This is a genomic window from Mesorhizobium sp., assembly GCF_005063415.1.
Taxonomy (GTDB): Bacteria; Pseudomonadota; Alphaproteobacteria; order Rhizobiales; family Rhizobiaceae; genus Mesorhizobium.
In genome coordinates, this window is sequence record NZ_SUEG01000109.1 from 1,425 (window position 1) to 18,181 (window position 16,757).

Genomic DNA, 16,757 nt, shown 5'->3' on the forward strand with positions numbered 1-16,757 from the left:
GGGGCTTTGGCGCTGGCTCGGCCATCGCCACATCGGCGCTGTCGTCCGCCTCGTCGTCGCCGCCGCCGAAGAAGGCTGCCAGGAACCCGCGGGATTTTTTTGCACCGCCGCTTGCGCTGGCCAGTTCGATGGCCGGCGCACCGGCGCCCTTGCGGGCCTTGTAGGAGGCGAGCGCCTGTTGATAACCAGGCAGCGGCTTGCCGTCGCTCGGTACATGCAGCGTCTTGCCGTTCGGGAACACGCGCGCCAGTTCCTGGCGGCTGATGCCGGGCCAGTGGCGCACATTGCCGACATCCATGTGCACGAAGGGCGAGCCGGAGCTGGGATAGTAGCCGACGCCGCCGCCCTGCATCCTGAGGCCGATGTCACGCAGCTTCTTCAGCGGCACGCCGGGAATGTAGAAATCCATCGCCCTGCCGAGCATGTGCTGGCTCTTTTCGGCGACTCCCCTGCTGCGGCTGCGCAGCATCGAATTCGTGGCCGGCGAACGATAGCCGCAGACGACCTGGATGTAATCGGTGGCGCCGCTCTCCCGATACGCTTCCCAGACCAGGTCTAGCAGGCGCGGATCCATCTTGGTCGGCTCGTTGCGACGCCAGTCGCGCAGAATGATGTTGATCTTTCGCAAGCCCGCCTGGTCGTAGCGGCCATTGCGCTTGTAGACGATCTCCGCCTTTTCTTGCGTGTGGAGATGATAGAGCTTCAGCGAGCGTGTCTCGGCGCTGGCGCCGGTTGCCGCCGCTGCAAGGAACCCGACGGCAACAATCACCGCTGCCAGCCATCTCGGCCAGACGCTCATGTGATAATGCCGCCCGTTTTTTTGTCGTTCGATTCTGTTCAAATCAAAAGGCCTTGCAGGCTGCCGTTTTGTCCCCGGATTTGACCAAACGGATGCGTGGTGTGTGCATCCGAATATCGATCCTAATGGTTAATCATCGCTTATTGAAGCCGAAATGCGGTAACACGGTGGCGATATCCCGCCAAAAATATTGCGCAGGATATCTTGGTAAACCGCTGGTTTAGATCATGTTTTGGCGCTAGCTCGAAACACGATCTGTTACCGTCCGCCTTAATACGTGAACACTGCGGCGAATACCTCGTTTCGAGGCGTGCTTGCTTCGAATGGATGCCCGGATGAGAACCCGCTTGGCCTGTGGCTCAGGAAGCGAGCCGTTCGACGCGGCCGGTTTCCGGGTCTATGCCGTATTCCTTGAGCTTGCGGTAGAGCGTCGATCGGCCGATGCCGAGGCGGCGGGCGACTTCGCTCATCTGGCCGTTGTAGTGGTCGATGGCGAGCTTGATCATTTCGAGTTCGACGTCGGCCAGCGCACGCACATTGCCGCGCTCGTCGAGCGCCCGCAGCGTACCGAACCGGGGCCTGGCCGGCGCATCGGGGTCGGAGGCTGCGATCCCGCCAGCGGCCGGAATGCTGTCGCGCGGCTGGCTGCCCGAAGCCAAGCCGGAAGCTGGCCACCCTGGAGCTGGCCCCCCTGACTCTGGCAAGGCGATACCCGCATCGAGATTGACCGTGCCGTCGACCTGCGCCCGGATCTGCGGGAATTCTTCTTCGGTCAGCATGTCGCCGTCGGCGAGCACCGACGCCCGGAAGACGGCGTTTTCGAGCTGCCTTATGTTGCCCGGCCAGTCGTAGGCCTGCAGCATGGCAAGCGCCGCAGCCGAGATGCCTCGCAGGCGGTGGCGCGGATCGGCGGGCGCCACCTTCTCCATGAAGTGCTCGACCAGGTAGGGGATGTCGTCGCGACGGTCGCGCAATGGCGGCACGAAGATCGGATAGACGTTCAGCCGATAGAACAGGTCCTCGCGGAACTTGCCGTCCTTGACCTGTTGCAGCAGGTTGCGATGGGTTGCCGAGATCAGCCTGATGTCGACCCTGACGGTCGAGCGCCCGCCAACCGGATCGACTTCGCCGTCCTGCACGGCGCGCAACAGCTTGACCTGCACGTCGAGTGGCAGGTCGCCGATTTCGTCGAGGAACAGCGTGCCGGAATGCGCTTCGACGAACTTGCCGGTATGTTTTTCGGTGGCGCCGGTGAACGATCCCTTTTCGTGACCGAACAGGATCGATTCGACCAGATTGTCAGGGATGGCGCCGCAATTGACGGTGACGAAGGGTTTCGAGCGGCGGTCGCCGCTGCCCTGGATGGCGCGCGCCACCAGTTCCTTGCCGACGCCGGATTCACCCTCGATCAGGATCGGGATGTTGGAGGCCGCCGCCTTGCGGCCGAGCCGGATCACCCGATCCATCGCCGAACTGTGAGTGATCATGTCCTTGAATGTCAGATGGCCGCCGCGCTGCCGTGACGAGCGCTTCACTTCGCCTTCGAGCGCCTCGACCTTGAGGGCGTTGCCGATCGACGCCTGCAGCCTGTCGGGGGAGGCCGGCTTGACGACGAAGTCGAAGGCGCCGTGACGCATTGCCGAAACGACGGTTTCGATGCCACCCTGCGCGGTCTGCACGATGACGGGAATGTGGATGCCACGCTCGCGCATCGCCTTCAGCACGCCGATGCCATCGAGGCCGGGCATCATCAGGTCGAGGATGACCACCGACACGTCGCGCGCATTGGGCCCGTCGACGAGATCGAGACCGGCCTCGCCGCCATCGGCAACGATCGCCGTGTGGCCGAATTTCGTCACCGCCGCCTCGAGCAGCCTGCGCTGCACGGGATCGTCATCGACTATGAGTATGGAAGCTGCCATGACTGATCCGACCGTGCCCCGCCCGAGAATGCGCCCTATGGATCATCTTGGCACAGGGTTCTAAATAAGCTTTCAAAAAACCCGGTGAACGAATTCCTTAGGATTTGACCGGCTTCTCGTTTCCTCGAATTTTTGTGTCTGGAAGGATCGGCAATGCGCATGGTTTTTGCTCGAAAGCTGGCGGCGGTGCCCGGTCAGGGCGTGGCGGAGCTTGGCGACCTGCCGGAATGGAATCTGGCCGATCTCTATTCGGGCATGGAAGCGCCCGAGCTGAAGCGCGACATCGCCAAGGCCGCCGCGGATGCCATCGCCTTCGAAAGCCGTTGGAAAGGCACGCTCGCCGCCGAGGCTGGGCGTGGCAGCGCCGGCAGGCTGGGCGAGGCGCTTCAGGCCTATGAAGCGCTGGAGGAGCTGATCGGCCGGATCGTCTCCTATGCCGGGCTTGTCTATGCCGGCAACACGTCGGATCCGCAGCGCGCCAAGCTCTATGGCGACATCCAGGAAAGGATGACCGATGCCAGCGCGCACCTGCTGTTTTTCGCGCTCGAGCTGAACCTCATCGACGATGGCGCGATCGAAAACGCACTCGCCGCCGATCCGGCCTTCGCCCATTACCGGCCCTGGGTGCTCGATCTGCGCAAGGACAAGCCCTATCAGCTCGAAGACCGCATCGAGCAGCTCTTCCATGAAAAATCGATCACCGGGCGCGGGGCCTGGAACCGCCTGTTCGACGAGACGATGACCGATTTGCGCTTCGACGTCGACGGCGAGGAGCTGACGCTGGAGCCGGCGCTCAATCGCCTTCAGGATGCCGATAGCGAGGTGCGCCGCCGGGCATCCGAGGCGCTGGCCGCAACTTTTCGCAAGAATTTGCGCGTCTTTACGCTGGTCACCAATACGCTGGCCAAGGACAAGGAGATTTCCGACCGCTGGCGCGGCTTCGAGGACATTGCCGATTCCCGCCATCTCGCCAACCGCGTCGAACGCAGCGTGGTGGATGCACTCGCCGCCGCGGTTCGCGACGCCTATCCGCGCCTGTCGCATCGCTACTATGCGATGAAGGCGCGCTGGCTCGGCATGGAGGTGATGAACCACTGGGACCGCAATGCGCCCCTGCCGGAGAGCCCGCAGGCGGTCATCGGCTGGGACGAGGCCAAGAACACCGTGCTTTCCGCCTACCAGCGCTTTTCGCCCGACATGGCGGAGATCGCCAGAACTTTCTTCGACCGCAACTGGATCGATGCACCGGTGAGACCCGGCAAGTCGCCTGGCGCCTTCGCGCATCCGACCGTGCCTTCGGCGCATCCCTATGTGCTGCTCAACTACATGGGCAAGCCGCGCGACGTGATGACGCTGGCGCACGAGCTCGGCCACGGCGTGCACCAGGTGCTGGCCGGCGGACAGGGGGCTTTGATGGCTTCGACGCCGCTGACGCTGGCCGAAACCGCATCGGTCTTCGGCGAAATGCTGACCTTCCGCTCCCTGCTCGAGCAGACCACCGACAAGCGCGAACGCAAGGCCATGCTCGCCCAGAAGGTCGAGGACATGATCAACACGGTCGTGCGCCAGGTCGCCTTCTACGAGTTCGAGCGCAAGGTGCATGCCGAGCGCAAGAGCGGCGAATTGACCTCCGACAAGCTCGGCCAGTTCTGGCTGGAAGTGCAGGCGGAAAGCCTCGGGCCGGCGATCAAGCTGCGCGACGGGTACGAGGTTTTCTGGACCTATATCCCGCACTTCATCCACTCGCCTTTTTACGTCTATGCCTATGCATTCGGCGATTGCCTGGTGAACTCGCTCTACGCGGTCTACCAGAACGCCGAGCGCGGCTTTCAGGACAAATATTTTGCCATGCTGCGCGCCGGCGGCACCAAGCATCATTCCGAGCTTCTGGCGCCGTTCGGCCTCGACGCGACCGATCCTGCCTTCTGGCAGATCGGGCTTGGCGTGATCAGCGGACTGATCGACGAGCTGGAAGCACTGGACAATTGATGCGCAACACTGGGTGATGCGCAACACCGGGTGACCGGGTTTTCCAGAACAGTTTAGCCGCAATGCATATTGGCGATGGTTCTATTCTTGTCTTGGATATTTGTTCTTAAATAACTTTCCATGGAAGTTTTCCGTTAGATTCCCGTAAGCTGTATGATAGCGTCCGCCCTCAAGCTCAGCCGGGCACGAATGGATCCGGTCGGAAAATCCCGACCGGTCATGGCGTGTCGGCGGATGCGACAACGGTTGTTGGCCAGGGGCAAACCGGTTGCCGACAGCTCGATCGAAGCCGGCTGTTCTGCAGATTGCGGAACCACCATCGAATGGTCCTTCGCCGAGGTCATGGCCCCACAGGCCAGGGCGGACGGATCGGACTGGAGAGAGAAAGACAATGGGCACTTTTTTCTACATGCTCCTGGCGTTCCTGGTAGGTGTGTTGGTTGGCTGGTTCATTTGGGGACGCCTGCGTGGCGAGCTCGACAGTTTGCGCGGCGATCTCGACCGCACGCGCAGCGAACGTGACAGATTGCGGGCCGATAGCAACCGTCTGACCGGTGAGTTGGATGCCTGCGGCCGCGCCCGCGCCGACCTCGAGCGGCGGCTGGGCGAGGCGCCGGCCGCCAAGGCGCCAACCGCGGCAACAGCGAAGGCGCCAGCCGCCAAGACCGGCGCGACCAAAGCCGCGATGCAGGCGCCGTCAACCCTGATGTCGACATCCGCACCGGCCAAACCGGCGCCGAAAAAATCTGCAACGGCGAAGGCCGCGACCGCGCCACGCGCAAGTGCCGCGAAAACGGCAACGCCGAATCCGCCTGCATCGAAAGCGAGCGCCGCGCCCAGGACCGCACCAGCGGCAAGCAAGGCTTCGCCGGCAGCAAGCAAGGCCGCACCAGCGGCAAAGAAAGCCGCGACCGGCAACTCAACGACCGCAGCGGCGGGCAAAGCCAACGATCTGCGTCGCCTTATCGGCATCGGCCCGACCAACGAGCGGCTGCTCAAAGGGCTTGGGGTCACGACCTATGCCCAGATCGCTGCCTGGACGCCCGACGATGTCAGGCGGATCGAGGCGACGTTGAATTTCGACGGCCGCATCGAACGTGAACGCTGGATCGAGCAGGCGAAACTGCTTGCCACCGGCGACGAGAAGGAATTTGCGCGCCGCTTCCCAACCGCGGGGGAAGCCAGCAACACCTGACCCATCGCAAGGAGGCATCTGGAACAAGGCGGCGCCCTCTGGCGCCGCTTTTGTTTTTGCCCCCCGCGCCTTTGCGTCTTGAGACGCCGTTCCCTCGATTGCGCACGGTCGAGCCCCCATATAGATCGATCGCTGGTGACCGCAGCATCCGAGCCTTATGTCCCTGTCCCTGCCCTTTGCAATTTTCCGGAACGACGAGACCGCGCGTCAGCTCGTTTTCGACCGGCCGGCCGAGATCATCGCGGCGCATTGCGAGGCGGACTTTTTGCCGGCCCTGGAAGCAGTGCAGACCGCACATGACGGCGGCAAATGGCTGGCCGGCTATTTCTCCTACGAGGCCGGTTACCTGCTCGAACCCAAGCTCGTTCCGCTGCTGCCGGCCGGCCGCCGCGCCCCGCTTTTCTGCCTCGGCGTGTTCGACGCGCCGGTCGAAGAGACGGTCGCGCCAGGCGACCTGCCGGCTAGCAACGGCCCGATTTTTGACGCCAAGGCGGCCTGGTCTTCGGACGACTACGCCAAACGCTTTGCCAGGCTGCATGACCACATCCGCAAGGGCGACTGCTACCAGGGCAATCTGACCTTTCCGGTCCACGCGCAATGGTCGGGCGATCCACTGGTCGCCTTCAACGCGCTAACCGAACGCCAGCCGGTAAAGTACGGGGCACTGATCGCGCTCGGCGATCCGATCGTCTTGTCGCGTTCGCCGGAACTGTTCTTCGAGGTCGACGCGGAAGACATGATCGAGACGCATCCGATGAAAGGCACTGCGCCGCGCGGCGCCACCAAGGCGGAGGACGATCGCCTGAAAGCGTTCTTGCGCAACGACGAGAAGAACCAGGCCGAGAACCGAATGATTGTCGATCTCCTGCGCAACGACATTTCACTGATCAGCGAGGTTGGCACGCTCGACGTGCCGGAGCTTTTCCGCATCGAGAGCTACCCGACCGTCCACCAGATGGTGAGCCGCGTGCGGGCGAAACTCTTGCCCGGCCTCACCATCCACCAGATTTTCGCCGCGCTGTTCCCCTGCGGCTCGATCACCGGCGCGCCGAAGATCCGCGCCATGGAGATCCTGCGCGAGCTGGAAAGTGGCCCGCGCGACGTCTATTGCGGCGCGATAGGCTGGATCGCGCCCGGCGGCCGGATGCGCTTTTCGGTGGCGATCCGCACCATCTCGCTCTTTGCCACTGGCGAGGCGGTCTACAACGTCGGCGGTGGGGTCGTCTTCGATTCGACGGCCGAAGAGGAGTACCAGGAGTGTCTGCTGAAAGCCCGTTTCGCGACGGGAACACTACCAATTTCGAACTGATCGAAACAATGCGCTGGGAGCCCGGCTCGGGTTTCCTCCGTTTCGACCGCCACCTCGCGCGGCTTTACGGCTCGGCAAGCGAACTCGGTTTCGCCTGCGATCCGCAAAGGGTCGGCGAAGCGCTGATGAATGCGGTTGGCCACCAACAGATCGCGTTGCGCACCCGCCTCGTCCTGTCGCGCAAGGGCGAAGTCGCGGTTTCGGTGCAGCCCCACGAGCCGCTCGCCGCGGACAAGGTCTGGACACTGCAGCTGGCGCGGGTGCGGCTTGATTCGAGCGACATGCTGCTGCGTCACAAGACCAGCCGCCGACAAACCTATACGCGCGCCCGCGCCGAATATCTTGCCGGCCGGGCCGACGAGGTGCTGCTCGCCAATGAGCGCGGCGAAATCTGCGAGGGCACGATCACCAATGTCTTTGCCGATTTCGGCGACGGCGTGCTGGCCACACCGCGGCTCGATTGCGGCCTGCTGCCTGGCGTTCTGCGCGGTGAACTGCTGGATCAAGGCCGCGCCGGCGAAGCGGTCTACACGTGGAACGAACTGAAATCGGCCAAGGCGCTGTTCGTCGGCAACTCGCTGCGCGGATTGATCCCGGCGCGGCTGGGCTGAAGCATCGGGAGACAACAATGTTCGTGGTTTCGCTGAACTACAAGGTGCCGCTGACCGAGATCGACCGCCTTCAGCAAGCGCATGTCGAGTGGCTGAAGGCCTGCTATGCGCAAGGCATCTTTGTCGCCTCCGGGCCGAAGCGGCCAAGGACCGGCGGCATCATCATCGCGCGCGGTCCACGCGAGGAGCTCGATGCCAGACTGGCGGACGATCCCTTCGCCAAGGCAGGTGCCGCCGACTACGAAATCACCGAATTCACGGCGAGAATGGCCACTGCCGCACTGGAAGCCTACAAAGAAGCATGAGTTTCCGCCCACCGACCCACACACCCTATGACGGCTCGTCGAAACTGTTCACCATCGGGCTGAAGCCGCTCAATCTCGATAGATGGATCGAGGTCGACGAATATCTGCTGCCCTATCTTGCCGAGAAACGCCGGCTTTATGCGGAAATTCCCGACAAGGTTTTTGTCGAGGAGCAAGCCACGCGCGAAGCCCAACGCGAAGTGCTCGATCTGCTCGGTGCGCATTTGGCGGCGAACTTTCCTGAGAGCCACAGGCATACCGCCGACGGGATCGAGGTGATCGGCGGCACCGACAATCTCGAGGGCTCAGGCACCTCAGCTCCTTTCAGCGATGCGCCGCTTGTGGCGGCCTCGTTGCTCGTCCAGGAGGATTTAATCCTGATGCGCCGCGACGAGAGCGGCTGGCGTCTGACGGCCGGCTCGCTCTGCTTCCCGTCGTCATGGTCGCTGACCGAAAAATTCGGCAAGCCGCTGCAGCAGATCCACGCGCCGGTACCGGGTTTCGGTCCGGGCACACGCCCGGCCGATCTCATCAACCGCATGTTCGACGGCCTCCAGGGCCAAGCCGTCGAGCGCTACAACTGGTCGATCCAGGCGGGCGACGCGCTCTACCATCCGCTCTCCAACCTCGAACGCATCGACCGCGCCAGCAGTCGCCCGTCGAGATTCCCGGACGGCGACATCGACGCCCATGCCTTTATCCGCGTCGAGCGGCAGACGCTGAGAAAGCTCCCCGTTTCGGGCGACGTACTCTTCACCATCCGTATCCATCTCGACCCGCTCGCCGTGCTGGAGCGCCACCGCGACCGCGCGGCGCCCGCAGCGTCCTTGGCCGAACAACTTCTGACGCTGGACGAGGCACAGCTCGACTACAAGGGGATGACCGCCGACCGTGACCGGCTGGTCGCGTGGCTCAGGGCGCTGGCGGTGTCCTAGGGCAGTTCATCGTTTCACGGAAACGCCGAACCGCTCTATCTCTTTGTTCTTGCGCAATTCCGGACGGAAAACCGTTTCACACTTTTCCTGGAACTGCCCTAAATCGCAGCCAGGCCCAGCAGCAGGATCGCGGACATCGCGGTAAAGACGGTGACGTTGACATCCCACCGCCAGCCCGCCGGTCCAAACGGCGGCCGGAACGGCAGATAGCCGTTCTCGTCATACAGCACGCCACCATAGATCGGCCGCGAGAGCATGGCCGCGAAGAACGCCCCATACATGGCCGCAGCCAATCCCCCGGCGAGATAGAGCCGCTCGGCTTCGAGTTGCCCCTTGATCCAGATAAGTCCGAGCGCAATCAGCGCCACTCCGGTGTAGCTCAACACCTGCCAGACGACGTGAAACCGGGCGTGGGGAGTCCAGAGCGGATTGGTGGCGTGGGTGGCGTTCAAGTCGGCTTTGATCGTCACCACACCGTAGCCCACGGTCGCGACGCTCAGCAGAATTCGGGCAAGCAGATGACTGTCGTAAGCGAGTTCCATCGCATTTTCCTCCCTTATGCTGGAACGACTTGAATGGCGCCCTGGGCACAGAAGAGCTGCCCATCGGCCAGCCGCGCATAATTATGAACGATCCCCTTCTCGTGGTCCTGCAACTGCACAATGAAGTTGCCGCTCTGCTCCGTCCAGCTCGCGAGCACGAGATTCGGGCGCACGCTGGTCAGGCCGACGTTGACCACCTCGTCGATTTCGGTGGTCCCGATCGACGCCTGGATATGCAATTCCTGCGGCGAGAGAAACGTCAGCCGCGGCACGAAGGGGCCGAAAACGCAGTCGAATGTCTTGCCTACGAGCGAGGCTGGAAAAACATCGGTTTCTGCCATCATCCTCTCCTTGGGCATGGCCGCTGCGGCCACGCCATTCGACTGATCTCAATGTCTAGTCGCAAAAAACCTCAGAATAGGTGTCCTTGGAGCGCTCCAACAGACACGATCCGCCTATTTCGGTTTTGAGTCAATAAAATTCTTGGAGCGCTCCAAAAAATGGTCTACCTCAGGGAAAACGAGTGAATCGCCAATGCCCACCCTAGCCGATGTCGGCAAGGCTGCCGGAGTTTCCCGGGGGACTGTCTCCAACGTCTTCAACCGGCCGGAGCTGGTCAGGCCTGAATTGCGCGAGCGCGTCGAAGCGGCCGCGCGAGCGCTCGGGTTTGGCGGCCCCGATCCGAAAGGACGATTGCTGCGGGACGGCAAGTTCAATGCCATCGGGTTCATGCCGCCTGGCGCCTATGCCATCTCCGAAGTGATGAGAAGCCCTTACGGCCGCGAGCTGGTGCTCGGCGTTTCGCTCGCCTGCGACGAGGCTGGAACGACGCTCAGCCTTGTAAACGGCACCGACAACACGCGCTTCGCCAGCATCCGCGATGCCCTGGTTGACGGCTTTATCCTTGGTCACAGCGCCGACATTGGTCTCATAATTTCGGTACAGAGACGGCGTCTGCCCTTCGTCATTCTCGAAAGCGACGCAGGTCCCGACATCAATTCGATAAAGATCGACGGCCGGAGCGGTGCGATAGCTGCCGTCCGGCATTTGACCGGGCTGGGGCACCGGCATTTTGCCATCCTTTCGGTGCGCCGGTCTCCCGGCCCGCCGATTGTCCACATGCCCGGACAGGCAACGCGCCCGCTTCTGGCCGGCTTCCCGCTCGACGATGAAAGGCTCGACGGTTTCAAACAGGGTTTGGCGGAGGCGAATTTGTCGATCGACGATGTCCCGATCATCGAGACGATTCCAGGCGAGCCATCTGCCGGAGCAGTGGTGTTCGACAGGGCGCCTGAAGCAACTGCGATCCTGACCATGTCGGATTGGCAGGCGATCACGATGCTGGACGAGGCGGTTCGCCGCGGCGTAGACGTGCCGGGCCACGTATCGGTCGTCGGCTTCGATGGCACCGCCGAATCCGCGCGCACCACTCCTCCGATGACCACAGTCGCACAGGACGTGATCGGAAAAGGCAGGCTTGCCGCCCGAATGGTTCTTGACAATGAAGCCCCCCGCCAGGTCGTTCTGCCGGTAGAACTGGTGGTTCGAGCCTCCACAGCCGCACCGAGGGCAAAAACCCGTTGAGACGGGCGGACGCGCCATCCGCACCAAGGGCGGCGCTCGCAGCGTTTCTTCGCTGAGCAGCCTCTGGCACTGAACGAGGCACAACTTGACTATAAGGGCCTGACAGCCGACCGTGACTGCCGGCGAAAGACAACTGTAACTTGTGGCTTGGGGGAACAATGATCCAGCATCTTGGCAGGCCGGTCACGTTCGTGGCCGCGATCCTGGTACTGTCGACAGCAGCCGAGGCGGAGCCGGTGACTTATGCCGGCAAGCTTGGAAAGAGCGACATCGTCGTCGAATTCACCGGCGACCCCGCGGCGCCCGGCGGCCCGCTGGCCGGCCGCTATTTCTACCGCTCGAAGGGCGTCGACATCCCGCTGCAGGCCAGGTCGCAAAAGGGCAGCAAGTTCGAACTGGCCGAGGAGGAGGCATGCGGCGCCGACAATTGCGATAACGGAAAGGCCGCGCCGATTGCCGCCGTCTGGCGCCTGGCCTTATCCAGTAACGGCAAGACCCTTGAAGGCCGCTGGAACGGAAAGAGGGCGCTGCCGCTCAGATTGGAACGGGTCGCAAGTCGGCAGGTGACCGAGAACGAGCCCAGCAGCCCGCTCGATCTCTACGATTTCAGCTTCATGAAGTTCTTCGGCAATGACACGCCGCTCACCATGGAAACGTCCCCTTATGACTATCTGCGGGTGGACACTCAGCTTGATAACGGCAAGACCACTGGTTGGCCGGACGCAACCTACCGCTATGTGGTCGACCCCCGCACCAAATTTGCCACGCCGCGCATTGTCGAACTGTCCGGCGACGTTCCGATCGAGGCCGCGAATGCTCTGCTGCAAGACAGGCACTGGCGCGCAAACATCGGCGCACTGGGCTGCGTGGCGGCGCAATATGCCGGCTTCAACGAAGGCGGGTCGATTGACGGTGTGAACGGCGGCACCCTCGGTGGCTATGAGGACAGCACATTCGAAGTGACCTCGCTGACGCCGCGGCTGATGAGCTGGCGGGAGTCCGGCAGCATCTTCTGCGGCGGAGCGCATCCGACCAACTATTCGGACGCCTACATCATGGATGTGCGCCGCGGCGTCCTGCTCGGCCTTCAGGACATTTTCCTGGATACGGTAGATGGCAAGCCAGGCCCTTCCCTCGCCTCCTTGGTCAAGCAACGGCGCAAGAAACCGACCGATCAGACCGATATCGATCACGAAGCCGAATGCGGCATGGACGATCTCATCGGCGAATATCTGGCGGTCAGCCTCTGGCGTGAGGGTGACAAGCAGGTTCTGGTTTTCGGGCTCCAGACCCTGCCGCATGCCATCCAGGCCTGCGCCGACGATCTGCTGGAACTGCCGGTCGCCGAGGCACGTGACCTCTTCAAGCCGGAGTTTGCAAGTCTGGTCGGGCCGTAGCCGGGATGGCGTGCCGTGAGGCCGGGCCGTCCGCTTTTCGCTTTATTGTGACAATGATCTATGGTTTGTCGCGCCGCGGCCAAGCCGCTGTTCCGAAGCGTTTTTTGAGGGAGTAATCGATAAATGGCGAATGAAAACTGGCCCGTTTACGGTGAGATCACCGGCCCTGTCGTGATGATCGGCTTCGGCTCGATCGGACGGGGAACGCTGCCGCTGATCGAGCGCCATTTCAAATTCGACAAGTCGCGCATGACGGTCATCGACCCGCGCGACACCGACCGCAAATTGCTCGACGAGCGCGGCATCACCTTCATGCAGGATGCGGTGACCAAAAAGAACTACAAGAAGCTGCTGACACCGCTTTTGACCAATGGCGGCGGCCAGGGCTTTTGCGTCAACCTGTCGGTCGACACTTCCTCGCTCGAGCTGATGAAGCTCTGCCGCAAGCTTGGCGTCCTCTACGTCGACACGGTGGTCGAGCCCTGGCTCGGCTTCTATTTCGACGAAAAGGCCGACAATGCCTCACGCACCAACTATGCGCTGCGCGAGACGGTGCGTACTGAAATCGCGAAGAACCCGGGCGGCACCACGGCGATCTCGTGCTGCGGCGCCAATCCCGGCATGGTCTCGTGGTTCGTCAAGCAGGCACTGGTCAACCTCGCCACAGATCTTGGCCTCGACTTCTCGGAACCCGCGCAGCACGATCGCGAAGGCTGGGCCAGGCTGATGAAGAAGGCCGGCGTCAAGGGCATCCATATCGCCGAGCGCGACACCCAGCGCACCAAGAAACCCAAGCCGATGAACGTGTTCTGGAACACCTGGTCGGTCGAAGGCTTCATTTCGGAAGGCCTGCAGCCGGCCGAGCTCGGTTGGGGCACGCATGAGACGTGGATGCCGAAGAACGCCAAAAAGCACAAGAACGGCTCGAAGGCCGCGATCTTTCTGGAGCAGCCCGGCGCCAACACGCGCGTGCGCACATGGTGCCCGACGTCCGGTCCGCAATACGGGTTCCTGGTGACGCATAATGAGGCGATTTCGATTGCCGATTTCTTCACGCTGCACGGCAAGAAGGGCAAGGTGCAGTACCGGCCGACTTGCCATTACGCCTATCATCCCTGCAATGACGCCGTGCTGTCGCTGCACGAGATGTTCGGTGCCACCGGCAAGGCTCAGCCCGTGCACCACGTGCTCGACGAAAACGAACTGGTCGATGGCGTCGACGAGCTCGGCGTGCTGCTCTATGGGCACGCCAAGAACGCTTACTGGTACGGCTCGCAGCTGTCGCTGGCCGAGGCGCGCAAGCTGGCGCCTTATCAGAACGCCACAGGCATGCAGGTCACGTCGGCGGTGCTGGCCGGCATGGTCTGGGCGCTGGAAAATCCGGAGGCCGGCATCGTCGAAGCCGACGAGATGGATTACAAGCGCTGCCTCGACGTGCAGAATCCTTATCTGGGGCCGGTCAGGAGCTATTATACGGACTGGACACCGCTCGACAATCGGCCTGGTCTGTTTCCCGAGGACCTCGACGCCAAAGACCCGTGGCAATTCCGCAACATCCTCGTTCGATAGCAGTGTTGCCTCGACACTCCGCCAGCTTGCAATCGCCCGGAAATCGGGCGATTGAAGAGGCGCGGCCTAGAGCGACGTGCGTCCATTTGGACGCACAAAGTACGCTCTAGCACTTTGAATGCGCGCATCGTGCTTTCCGAAAATCGGATCGATTTTCGGGCCGATGCGAGAGGAGAGGATCTTGATGATGACGATTGCGCAAAGACTGCTTTCGGCTGGCATTGCAGCGGCCGCTACGGTCGCGTTGGCGGCCTGCACCACTACCGGCCCGGGCGAGCCGCCGGTGATCACCGCCAAAGGGGTCGAAGGCTCCTGGATCGACGCGCAGGGCACGGGCTTGTCCACCTTCAGGGGCGGCAGCTTCGCGACCGTCGCCACCGATACCGGCCAGAAGCTTGCCGATGGCAGCTACACCATGACCGGCGGCACCTCGGTCGAGATCCATGGAACTTCGCTGATCCGCCAGACGCCGATCAGCTTCAACTGCTTGATGGTCTCCACCAGCCAGCTCAATTGCACCAGCGCGAGCGGGCAGAATTTTGTGCTGACCAGGCGCACCTGAATTCGATTCCGAATTGACTTTGCAAAAGTGCGGCGGCTTCAAGCCGCCGCTTTTTACGCCGGCAAAGCCGATGCCGATTTCCGCTTGCATCGACTGAAACGCGATGTGAACATGGCCTGAGAGGGCTGTTACATCCCAGTCAAACAAGAGCGTTAAATGCGTCTGCGCATGACCCCGAAAATCGGAGTCGATTTTCGGAAAGGATCATGCGCAAAATAACAATTGGTACAGCGTCCTTTGCGCGTCCCAAATGACGCGCGGCGCTGTACTCAAGTTATCCGGGAGACGAGAATGAAGAAGATCGCTGCCATCGCCGCGCTGTCGGCATCGGCGCTTGGCCTGTCGGCAGGGGTATCCTTTGCCGACTACACGCTGAACATCCTGCACATCAACGACTGGCACAGCCGCATCGAGAGCAACAACAAGTATGAATCGACCTGCTCGGCCGAGGAGGAGACCAAGGGCGAATGCGTCGGCGGCGCCGCCCGCCTGGTCACCGCGATCGCCCAGGAGCGCAAGAAGCTGCAAGGCCAGAACGTGCTGCTGCTCAGCGCCGGCGACAATTTCCAGGGCTCGCTCTTCTACACGACCTACAAGGGCAAGACCGAAGGCGAATTCCTCAACCAGATGAAATTCGATGCCGAGGCTCTCGGCAACCATGAGTTCGACGATGGGGAGTCGGCGCTGGCGCCGTTCCTCGACATGATCCAGTTTCCGGTGCTCGGCGCCAACGTGAAGGCCAATGCGCAATCCAAGCTCGGCGACCGCGTCAAGCCGTCGATCGTGGTCGAGGTCGGCGGCCAGAAGATCGGGATCGTCGGCGCGGTCACCAACGACACGCCGGAGCTTGCCACGCCTGGCCCGAACATCGCCATTGAAGACGACGTCAAGTCGATCACCGCCGAGGTCGAGAAACTGAAGGGAGAGGGCGTCAACAAGATCATCGCGGTCACCCATATCGGCTACAAGCGCGAGCGCGACGTGATCGCCAAGATCCCGGGCGTCGACGTGGTGGTCGGCGGCCATAGCCATTCGCTGCTGTCCAACACCGACCCCAAGGCGGAAGGCCCATATCCGACGATGGTCGACAATCCGGACGGCTACAAAGTGCCGGTCGTGCAAGCGGCGTCCTATTCGAAATATCTCGGCGAGTTCAAGGTCGTGTTCGACGACAACGGCGTCGTCAAGGAGGCAAGTGGCGATCCCATCCATCTTGACAAATCGATCACGCCCGACCCCGCCGTGCTTGCCCGCATCAAGGAACTCGGCGCCCCGATCGAGGCTTTGAAGAACAAGGAAGTCGCCGAGACCACCAAGGCGATCGACGGCAGCCGCGAAAACTGCCGCGCCCGCGAATGCGAGATGGGCAATCTGGTCTCCGACGCCGTCCTCGACCGGGTCAAGGGCCAGGGTGTCGAGATCGTCATCTCGAATGGTGGCGGCTTGCGCGCCTCGATCGACCAGGGCACCGTCACCATGGGCGAGGTTCTCACCGTGCTGCCGTTTCAGAACACGCTGGCGACCTTCCAGATCTCCGGCAAGGATCTGGTTGCCGGCCTCGAAAGCGGTCTCAGCCAGGTCGAGGACGGCGCCGGGCGCTTCCCGCAGGTTGCCGGCCTGAAATATGCGTTCGACAAATCGGCGCCGCCTAACGGACGCGTCAAATCGGTCGAGGTCATGGAAGGCGGCGCCTGGACGCCGATCAAACCGGAGAAGGACTACCTGGTCGCCACCAACAACTATGTCCGCCAGGGCGGCGACGGCTACAAGGTGTTCGCCGAGAAGGCCAAGAACGCCTATGATTACGGCCCGGGGCTGGAACAGGTCGTTGCCGATTACCTCGGCGCGCACCGGCCCTATACGCCGAAGCTCGACGGCCGCATCACCGAGATCGCCGCGACCGGAGCCCCGGCTGCGGAACCAGCCAACCCGGCCGAACCGCCAAAACCTGCTGAGGCCGCGCCGATAAAGCCTGCTGAGCCGGCAATGCCCGAAATGCCGGCTGGCTCCGGCGACATTTCCAAGACGCCGCCGGCCG

General features: G+C 62.4%; 15 protein-coding genes. 11 read left to right on the forward strand and 4 right to left on the reverse strand.

The features are described from left to right. Positions 1–799 (reverse strand): DUF882 domain-containing protein (locus E5W70_RS23445; protein ID WP_292662917.1); only part of this gene is annotated, 799 nt, incomplete at its 3' end. Between the two features lie 359 nt (positions 800–1,158). Then, positions 1,159–2,721: a sigma-54 dependent transcriptional regulator gene (locus E5W70_RS23450; protein ID WP_292662919.1), complete on the reverse strand. Its 1,563-nt coding sequence runs from the start codon at positions 2,719–2,721 to the stop codon at positions 1,159–1,161. 153 nt (positions 2,722–2,874) lie between these two features. Here E5W70_RS23450 and E5W70_RS23455 point away from each other — a divergent pair, with 153 nt between their 5' ends. The 6 genes from E5W70_RS23455 (at position 2,875) to E5W70_RS23480 (ending at position 9,065) form a co-directional block, all read left to right on the forward strand. Next, on the forward strand, positions 2,875–4,710 hold the full coding sequence (locus tag E5W70_RS23455) for a M3 family oligoendopeptidase (RefSeq protein WP_292662921.1): 1,836 nt from the start codon (positions 2,875–2,877) through the stop codon (positions 4,708–4,710). Between the two features lie 391 nt (positions 4,711–5,101). Continuing rightward, the gene (locus E5W70_RS23460; RefSeq protein WP_292662923.1) at positions 5,102–5,905 is read left to right on the forward strand and encodes a proton-conducting membrane transporter; all 804 of its coding nucleotides are present in this window, start codon (positions 5,102–5,104) and stop codon (positions 5,903–5,905) included. A 157-nt stretch (positions 5,906–6,062) separates the two neighbouring features. Then, on the forward strand, positions 6,063–7,214 hold the full coding sequence (locus E5W70_RS23465; RefSeq protein ID WP_292662925.1) for an aminodeoxychorismate synthase component I: 1,152 nt from the start codon (positions 6,063–6,065) through the stop codon (positions 7,212–7,214). Then, a complete protein-coding gene (locus E5W70_RS23470) occupies positions 7,163–7,825 on the forward strand; it encodes an aminotransferase class IV family protein (protein WP_292662927.1) in 663 nt (220 codons plus the stop codon). Before E5W70_RS23465 ends, E5W70_RS23470 begins: the two co-directional genes overlap by 52 nt. 17 nt (positions 7,826–7,842) lie before the next feature. Further along, positions 7,843–8,130 (forward strand): YciI family protein, encoded by a 288-nt coding sequence (locus tag E5W70_RS23475; RefSeq protein ID WP_292662929.1) that lies wholly within the window; start codon positions 7,843–7,845, stop codon positions 8,128–8,130. Then, a complete protein-coding gene (locus tag E5W70_RS23480) occupies positions 8,127–9,065 on the forward strand; it encodes a DUF3445 domain-containing protein (protein ID WP_292662931.1) in 939 nt (312 codons plus the stop codon). The genes E5W70_RS23475 and E5W70_RS23480 overlap by 4 nt, the downstream gene beginning before the upstream one ends. A 98-nt stretch (positions 9,066–9,163) precedes the next feature. Here E5W70_RS23480 and E5W70_RS23485 read toward each other — a convergent pair whose 3' ends face one another. Both E5W70_RS23485 and E5W70_RS23490 read right to left on the reverse strand, forming a co-directional pair. Further along, on the reverse strand, positions 9,164–9,607 hold the full coding sequence (locus E5W70_RS23485) for a DUF6640 family protein (RefSeq protein WP_292662933.1): 444 nt from the start codon (positions 9,605–9,607) through the stop codon (positions 9,164–9,166). A 14-nt stretch (positions 9,608–9,621) separates the two neighbouring features. Then, positions 9,622–9,948 (reverse strand): hypothetical protein, encoded by a 327-nt coding sequence (locus E5W70_RS23490; RefSeq protein WP_292662935.1) that lies wholly within the window; start codon positions 9,946–9,948, stop codon positions 9,622–9,624. Between the two features lie 193 nt (positions 9,949–10,141). Here E5W70_RS23490 and E5W70_RS23495 point away from each other — a divergent pair, with 193 nt between their 5' ends. From E5W70_RS23495 to E5W70_RS23515, 5 genes are all read left to right on the forward strand, one after another. Then, positions 10,142–11,191: a LacI family DNA-binding transcriptional regulator gene (locus tag E5W70_RS23495; RefSeq protein ID WP_292662937.1), complete on the forward strand. Its 1,050-nt coding sequence runs from the start codon at positions 10,142–10,144 to the stop codon at positions 11,189–11,191. Positions 11,192–11,349: 158 nt separating this feature from the next. After that, positions 11,350–12,588: a hypothetical protein gene (locus E5W70_RS23500; RefSeq protein WP_292662938.1), complete on the forward strand. Its 1,239-nt coding sequence runs from the start codon at positions 11,350–11,352 to the stop codon at positions 12,586–12,588. A 123-nt stretch (positions 12,589–12,711) separates the two neighbouring features. After that, entirely contained in the window at positions 12,712–14,157 is a 1,446-nt protein-coding gene (locus E5W70_RS23505) for a homospermidine synthase (protein WP_292662940.1), read from the forward strand. 187 nt (positions 14,158–14,344) lie between these two features. Further along, on the forward strand, positions 14,345–14,719 hold the full coding sequence (locus tag E5W70_RS23510) for a hypothetical protein (RefSeq protein ID WP_292662944.1): 375 nt from the start codon (positions 14,345–14,347) through the stop codon (positions 14,717–14,719). A gap of 291 nt (positions 14,720–15,010) precedes the next feature. Continuing rightward, the coding region (locus tag E5W70_RS23515; RefSeq protein ID WP_292662942.1) for a bifunctional UDP-sugar hydrolase/5'-nucleotidase at positions 15,011–16,757 on the forward strand (1,747 nt) is incomplete at its 3' end.

What these genes read in the sequence shown, in the direction of transcription:
- E5W70_RS23450 (WP_292662919.1), bottom strand. Translation starts at nt 2,721, where the DNA reads ATGGCAGCTTCCATACTCATAGTCGATGACGATCCCGTGCAGCGCAGG.
- E5W70_RS23455 (WP_292662921.1), top strand. Translation starts at nt 2,875, where the DNA reads ATGCGCATGGTTTTTGCTCGAAAGCTGGCGGCGGTGCCCGGTCAGGGC.
- E5W70_RS23460 (WP_292662923.1), top strand. Translation starts at nt 5,102, where the DNA reads ATGGGCACTTTTTTCTACATGCTCCTGGCGTTCCTGGTAGGTGTGTTG.
- E5W70_RS23465 (WP_292662925.1), top strand. Translation starts at nt 6,063, where the DNA reads ATGTCCCTGTCCCTGCCCTTTGCAATTTTCCGGAACGACGAGACCGCG.
- E5W70_RS23475 (WP_292662929.1), top strand. Translation starts at nt 7,843, where the DNA reads ATGTTCGTGGTTTCGCTGAACTACAAGGTGCCGCTGACCGAGATCGAC.
- E5W70_RS23480 (WP_292662931.1), top strand. Translation starts at nt 8,127, where the DNA reads ATGAGTTTCCGCCCACCGACCCACACACCCTATGACGGCTCGTCGAAA.
- E5W70_RS23485 (WP_292662933.1), bottom strand. Translation starts at nt 9,607, where the DNA reads ATGGAACTCGCTTACGACAGTCATCTGCTTGCCCGAATTCTGCTGAGC.
- E5W70_RS23490 (WP_292662935.1), bottom strand. Translation starts at nt 9,948, where the DNA reads ATGGCAGAAACCGATGTTTTTCCAGCCTCGCTCGTAGGCAAGACATTC.
- E5W70_RS23495 (WP_292662937.1), top strand. Translation starts at nt 10,142, where the DNA reads ATGCCCACCCTAGCCGATGTCGGCAAGGCTGCCGGAGTTTCCCGGGGG.
- E5W70_RS23500 (WP_292662938.1), top strand. Translation starts at nt 11,350, where the DNA reads ATGATCCAGCATCTTGGCAGGCCGGTCACGTTCGTGGCCGCGATCCTG.
- E5W70_RS23505 (WP_292662940.1), top strand. Translation starts at nt 12,712, where the DNA reads ATGGCGAATGAAAACTGGCCCGTTTACGGTGAGATCACCGGCCCTGTC.
- E5W70_RS23510 (WP_292662944.1), top strand. Translation starts at nt 14,345, where the DNA reads ATGACGATTGCGCAAAGACTGCTTTCGGCTGGCATTGCAGCGGCCGCT.